This window comes from Ruegeria sp. AI2 (genome assembly GCF_056541275.1).
In genome coordinates, this window is sequence record NZ_JBQFYB010000031.1 from 1 (window position 1) to 6,043 (window position 6,043).

The following is a 6,043-nucleotide window of genomic DNA, read 5'->3' on the forward strand; positions in this document are numbered from 1 at the left end:
CATCTGCAACCATCAGGGTCTGCCCTGCGAGGGCCTGGTTGAGGGCTGGCGCCAGGGCGCCGCTGGCGACGATGCCCGTTTCGGCGAGAGGGATCACTTCGCCCTCGATGGTGTTCCCCTGGTAGACAACAAGCTCACCCATAGGAAGCATGGCGTTGGCCAGATTAAGGAGACCCTGCCCGTAGACCTCGTCTACACCCGGCTCACCGAGATCTTCGGCTGCCGCGAACATAATCTCAGCGATTACGGGTGCTGTCAGGTGTGGCCACTGGCTCTTCAATACGGCATAGGCGCCAGTGACATAGGCGGCTGCAATGGATGTTCCGTTCAAGTGAGTGAAGCCGTTGCCGTTGGGGATGATAATGACACCTGCGCCTGGCGCAGCGAGGCAAAAGTGCATTGCGACGCCACAGTGGTTGGAGGAGTGCCATAGGCTCTTGTCTTCACGGACAGCAACGACGGCGATGAAGTAACCGAGATAATCGTCCAGCACGACCGGAATGCCTGCAGTGACTGAGACGTCGGGCAGGCCGCCGTTGCCTGCGCCAAAAACGGTCATCAAGTCTTCGGATTTGGCTCTATTCAGGGCGGTGATGGTTTTGTCGCCAAGAAATTCTTTGAGATTTTTGCTATTTTCGTCCGGAGTTTCAGTTGTGAAATCCGTGATTGGCATTTCGACGATGAAATCATCGACAATTTTGGTTCGAACCCAGCTGTTGTTCATGACATGCGCACCAGCGTCAATTGCGCGGTTTATGGCATCAGCCCATATGCTCTCGATCGGAATCGTAAATTCGGTGTAGTCGCCCCGTTTTCTTATTCCATTGAAGATGACAAGCTCGGATTCAAAGGCAACGCCGTGCAGGCCTTGACCGTTTTTCCTGCCTGCAGCGATGTTGGCAACATGCGTGCCATGACCGGAACGGCCATGACCGTCAGGTTCAGAAATATCGTCGGGGTCTCCGACAAAGTAAGAGTGGCTGTTCTCAAAGTCGATTTTCCCTTCGAATTCTGGACTGTCGATATCAATACCTGTGTCCAGGATTGCAATCTTTATGCCCTGTCCTCGCCAGCCTTGAGCGTATTTTTCATCGGCTCCAATCAGAGACAGAGCATAGTTTGCGTTGAATTCTTCGGTCCGGAAGAAAGCGGGATTGTCCGGACCGGGGCCTGGGTTGGGACCGGGGCCTGGGTTGGGACCGGGGCCTGGGTTGGGACCGGGGCCTGGATTGGGACCGGGACCTGGGTTGGGGCCCGGGTTTGGAGTGCCGGGACCTGGGCTTGGATTTGGACTGGGGTTTGGAGAAGGTGATGGGCTGGGACCTGGGTTTGGAATACCGGTGCCTGGATTTGGGCCGGAGCCTGTCTCAGAGTCTCCACCACCACCGCCTGCGAGAGAAGCTGCAAGCCCAACTGCGGCGAGCCCAAGGGCGATCGAACCAATTCCGAAGGTCTCCCCTGTGCTTAGCTCCGAAAGGGAAAAACTACGGATGTCTGGTGCCCGGTCTAAGGTTTGGTTGAGGTAGTCCTCCATAATCGCTGGTCGGCTCAGGAGGATGTACTTGCGTGCATCCTCGAAGGTTGATGGATCGCGCGCATGCTCACTGACGAGGAATTGCAAGGCCTGTTGATTTGAATAGGAGGTGAGTTGATCCGAGTAGATACTCGCCGCGACGGAGGTGGCAAAGGTGACAATGGCCGTCGTGGTCAGGGCTAACGTCTTAAACAGGCGCATGATGATTGCTATTCTTTAGCTGTTAGATTGTAACTGCTCGGTTGCGACCGCGCGCCGTTGATACCGATGAACCGCCCGACCCACCCGGCTCGCAAGTAACAAGCTGAATGTATTGCGGATATTGAGGATTGCTGACCGATCATTCGGTAGGCGGGCCATTCGTTTCCTGCCCAACTTTAGAACCCAGTTACTGTATTGTGAAATACTCCGATCCTATGTTTGAATAGACATCGGCTATGGTGCGGCCTGCGCACGCCATGAGATCAGTGGCAGGAGCTTCACCACCTCAACCCAGACGAAAAGACCGAGCGATTGAAGCCGGATCAATCCAAATTAAGGCGGTCCGAAATCCAAAATAATTCGATCCGGTCTACCGCCCTTGAAGACCCAGGATTCAGATAGCTCAGGATGCGCATAGATACCCGCGAGCGCCCAGCCAAGCGCGTAATCCTTTTCCACCACGTGCGGGGTAAGGCCCTGCGTACTGGCAAGTCCAAGGATTTCGCGCTTATCGATCATGCGGGGCGTCCTTCATCCAGCTATCCGGCACACGCAAGCGCCAACGTGTGATGAGACGCGGACACTCCAAAGACGGGTCCAGCTTGGCATGCCCCTTGGTGAGATGCTTGCGCGCTTTGCGGGCAACTATTCCGCCCTTTTCGTGGCGTTCAGCAAGAAAACCGAGCCGCTTGAAGACCGCGCCGTTTCCGTGGCGCAAAGCGTAGTCGATCAACAGATCAGGGTTGCAATCAGGCCGCTGTAGGTAGCGATCAAAACACTCCGAGACATGTTGAATGCCCCCGCCAACCCGGGGATCATCGAGCATATCGATGATTGTGCGGTTAATATCAGACACCGGAATACGGGTCTGGCCACGCCAAACCGTTTTCGTCCCGAATATCATCTCATTCTTGATGTGCTTGAGTGTAAAGACCGCACCCTGCCGCTCGACTGTCCGGCCGGCAACCGAGCGGGCCGTAAACACAAGAACATCGCGAAATATCTGTTCGGTGAGGTCCCAATGCTCGGCAGCGGTCCGTCCCCCAATGTAACATGGCTCAAATAGCGTCGGCACAAGAATCCAAGGGTCCTGCAAGACCTGCCTCGCATCGAGAAGATCAAGCTGAACAGGTACATATGCCCCGCTACCAACTCGCCTGAGCCAGCCTTGGGCGGTCCATCTTGAGAGTAATTTCGCGGCCTGGTGACGGTCGATATCCAAAGCTCGCACTGCATCGTCAATACGCACGACATCCCCTGAAGCCTGAATGACTGTAGTGAGGCGGGCGCGCCCGCGAGCCAGCGGTGGTCTCGAATCGTTCATACTACATTAGAGTACACAAAATTCTCGGAAATAGCGAATTTCTATCTAAGTATAGTACTATACTTCCGGTATATACCGCATACCGGAATTCGCGAATTTCATGAATTTTCGCCTGCAAAATATAGCGGCCAGATTTCCGGAGTCGCAAGCAATTCCACATTTGAATGGCCGCAATCCAGACTCTTGGAAGGAGCAATCGCGTTCGCAGCGAATGACTGGAGTCCGCCGATGGTGTTGAAGAACTCTGTGTTGCAGTGCGGCAAGTCGTTTGATTCACTTGATTTATCGAGATTGGGAGGATCGGGCGATGATGGGCATTCAAAAGGTTGAAGCGCAGCTGTTCTATGAGTTCGATTTGGACGCACATGTGCCGCCTAATCACGTATTGAGAGAGATTGACCGTTTCCTCGACATGGGCGACATGCGGGAGAGGCTGAAGCCCTTTTACAGCCACACGGGCCGCCCTTCGATCGATCCCGAGCTGATCGTCCGGATGCTGGTGATTGGTTATGCGATGGGCATTCGGTCCGAACGACGACTGTGCCAGGAGGTGCATCTCAATCTTGCGTATCGCTGGTTTTGCCGGCTCGGTTTGGAGGACAAGGTGCCGGATCATTCATCGTTCTCGCGGTGCCGCCATGGCAAGCTTCGGGAAAGCGACATGCTGCGCCATATCTTCGAGGCGACGGTGGAGCGCTGCCTGAAGGAGGACCTCGTGTCAGGCGAAGGCTTTGCTGTCGACGCCAGCCTGATACCGGCGGATGCCAACAAAGCCCGTTCCATTGCGGCTAAGGACTGGAGCGAAGACGTCGCTCGAGCTGCGGGCAATCGCGCGGCCAGAGAGTACCTTGAAACGCTAGACGATGCGGCCTTCGGTGCAGCCTCGCCGGTACAACCTAAGTTCGTCGCCAAGTCGGATCCGGCAGCTCAGTGGACCCGAGCTGAGGAAAGTCGTCCCTACTTTGCCTATGCCACGAACCACCTGATCGACACAAAAAGCTCAGTCATCATGGATGTTGAAGCCACGCGGGCGATCCGACAGGCCGAGGTGGGTGCCTCGCAAACAATGCTGGATCGCACTGAACAGCGCTTCGGCATCCGGCCGGATTGGCTTGCCGCGGACACGGCCTATGGATCCAGCGACAACTTGGGGTGGCTGGTCAAGAAACGCGGCATCATCCCCTTCATTCCAGTGATCGATCATTCGAACCGCAAGGACGGCGCATGGACCCGTTTTGAGTTTGAATACGACGAGGCCAACGACCAATACATTTGCCCCGAAGGTTTCGCATTGAAGCAGTTCCGCCGGAATTACTCCGATCCCAATCGCGACAAGAACATCCGCGGCACCCGAAAGTATCGCGCTCTAAAATCCGATTGTCAGGGGTGCCCATCGAAAGAGAAGTGCTGCCCCAATGCGATCTGCAGATCGATCAGCCGGGAAGAGCACGAGGACGCCCGGGACTTCGCGCGATCGAGCCGGAAGACGAAAGCCTACAAGGTCAGCCGTGACAAACGGAAGAAAGTTGAGATGCTCTTCGCGCATCTGAAACGCATCCTGAACCTGACCAGGTTGCGATTGCGCGGCCCGAACGGGGCAAAAGATGAGTTCCTGCTCGCTGCCATCGCACAGAACCTCAGAAAGCTCGCCAAGCTCAGGCCCAGGACCGCCCAAACGGAGGCCATGGGATGATCTGACCCGCCAAATCAGCCCATTTGCGAGACGACTGGGCCAGCGTCCGGACCAAACAACTCGCGCTGGTTCTCCAGCGATAATCTGGCAGTCAATTGCACCGAGTTCTTCAACAGAATCCGCCCAATTTGACAGAAATAACAACGAGTTGAAAGCACCGAGGGTCGCTGCCTGATCATGATCCGAGTGCCCCGGCGTTAGAGCATGGGAGTATGCCATGAACGTGATCTTCAATCCTGCGCTTGCGCTGAGGGTGCTGGTCTCGCCAATGGTGCCAAGCCCGGTGGGTTGGGATACCCCGCAGGGATGGCGTGGGCGGTGCGAGCATCGGCGGCCTTGTGCAGCCGGTCCGCAGCGGTGAAGGGCGCGCCATCAAGGGCATGGGGCGCGGCAAGGGAGACCAGCTCCTGGACGGTTTCGGGAACGGCCATCCTCAACTCTCTCCCGCCATCCATGCGGCAGCGGTCTCGACCACGCGCTCATCGAGTTTGTCGATGCCCTCATTCTCCATGAGGCGGGCGCAGGCATCGGCCAGGGCCATCGCTAAGCGCCAGTTGCCCCCCGTCTTTCTGAGAAAGGCCGTGGCGCTCTTCTGAGTGATGCTCCCGAAGCGCGGGGCCAGGACATAGGCGGCCATCTCGCCCGCCTCCTGCACCGGCTGCATCACCACCTTCTTGGTGCCGATCCGCTGGCGGAACTGCTCCAGGAACACCCGGATTTGCGGGTGGATGAACTTTCTGGCCAGCAAGTCCGTGCCCGCGATCACCAGCCCCGCGCCGCCGATGTCAGAGATCGAGCGCAGCATCTCAAGGGTGGGCCAGCGCAGGTGATTGGCCTCATCCACGATGATCAGCTTGCCCTCGGTCCCCTGCCGGATGAGGCGCTGGATCAGGGTGTTGGATGTGCCGCTCGCATCGATGGGATATCCGGCCTTGGCAAAGGCATGCGCCAGCTCTTGCAGGCAGGTCTTTTCCTTCATGCCTGCCCAGGCCTCGATACGAATGGCCCCCAGCGTCTCGGCCAGCCAGTAGGTCGCCGAGGTCTTGCCGGTGCCCGGATCACCCGTGATCTGACCCAGGCGGCTGTATTGTGGCACGGACATCACCGTTTCGCACATCATGCGCGCCCGGCCCGCCATCTCCGTTTCGACGAAGCTCCTCAATCCTCTTCCTCCGCATATGTGAAAGTCCTGACCACCTCGGGGGTCGGCGGTTTCCATTGTTCAATGGGTTTGCGCGGCTCGGTATTGGCGGCCTCGGCCAGGGCCTTTGCGCGCGCCTCGGCATCCATG

6 protein-coding genes are annotated in these 6,043 nt (G+C 57.3%); 1 reads left to right on the forward strand and 5 read right to left on the reverse strand.

Features of this window, described 5'->3' with window-relative positions; all coding sequences use genetic code 11:
• The 3 genes from ACR0LL_RS20785 to ACR0LL_RS20795 all read right to left on the reverse strand — a co-directional run.
• A partial coding sequence (locus ACR0LL_RS20785) for a S8 family peptidase (RefSeq protein ID WP_480589191.1) occupies window positions 1-1,735 on the reverse strand: 1,735 nt, incomplete at its 3' end.
• A 333-nt stretch (window positions 1,736-2,068) separates the two neighbouring features.
• Complete coding sequence (locus ACR0LL_RS20790; RefSeq protein ID WP_480423916.1) at window positions 2,069-2,254, reverse strand: hypothetical protein; 186 nt, start codon at window positions 2,252-2,254, stop codon at window positions 2,069-2,071.
• A complete protein-coding gene (locus ACR0LL_RS20795) occupies window positions 2,244-3,059 on the reverse strand; it encodes a type IV toxin-antitoxin system AbiEi family antitoxin domain-containing protein (protein ID WP_480423914.1) in 816 nt (271 codons plus the stop codon). Before ACR0LL_RS20795 ends, ACR0LL_RS20790 begins: the two co-directional genes overlap by 11 nt.
• A gap of 307 nt (window positions 3,060-3,366) precedes the next feature.
• On the opposite strand from ACR0LL_RS20795, the gene ACR0LL_RS20800 reads away from it, so the two are divergent.
• Window positions 3,367-4,752 carry an IS1182 family transposase gene (locus ACR0LL_RS20800; protein ID WP_480424921.1) on the forward strand — a complete coding sequence of 462 codons (1,386 nt, stop codon included), beginning with the start codon at window positions 3,367-3,369 and terminating at the stop codon, window positions 4,750-4,752.
• A gap of 230 nt (window positions 4,753-4,982) precedes the next feature.
• On the opposite strand, the gene ACR0LL_RS20805 is transcribed toward ACR0LL_RS20800, so the two are convergent.
• A complete protein-coding gene (locus ACR0LL_RS20805; protein ID WP_480423912.1) occupies window positions 4,983-5,183 on the reverse strand; it encodes a hypothetical protein in 201 nt (66 codons plus the stop codon).
• A 2-nt stretch (window positions 5,184-5,185) separates the two neighbouring features.
• Window positions 5,186-5,914, reverse strand: a complete 729-nt coding sequence (locus ACR0LL_RS20810) for an AAA family ATPase (RefSeq protein WP_480442447.1) — start codon at window positions 5,912-5,914, stop codon at window positions 5,186-5,188.
• Between the last annotated feature and the right edge of the window lie 129 nt (window positions 5,915-6,043).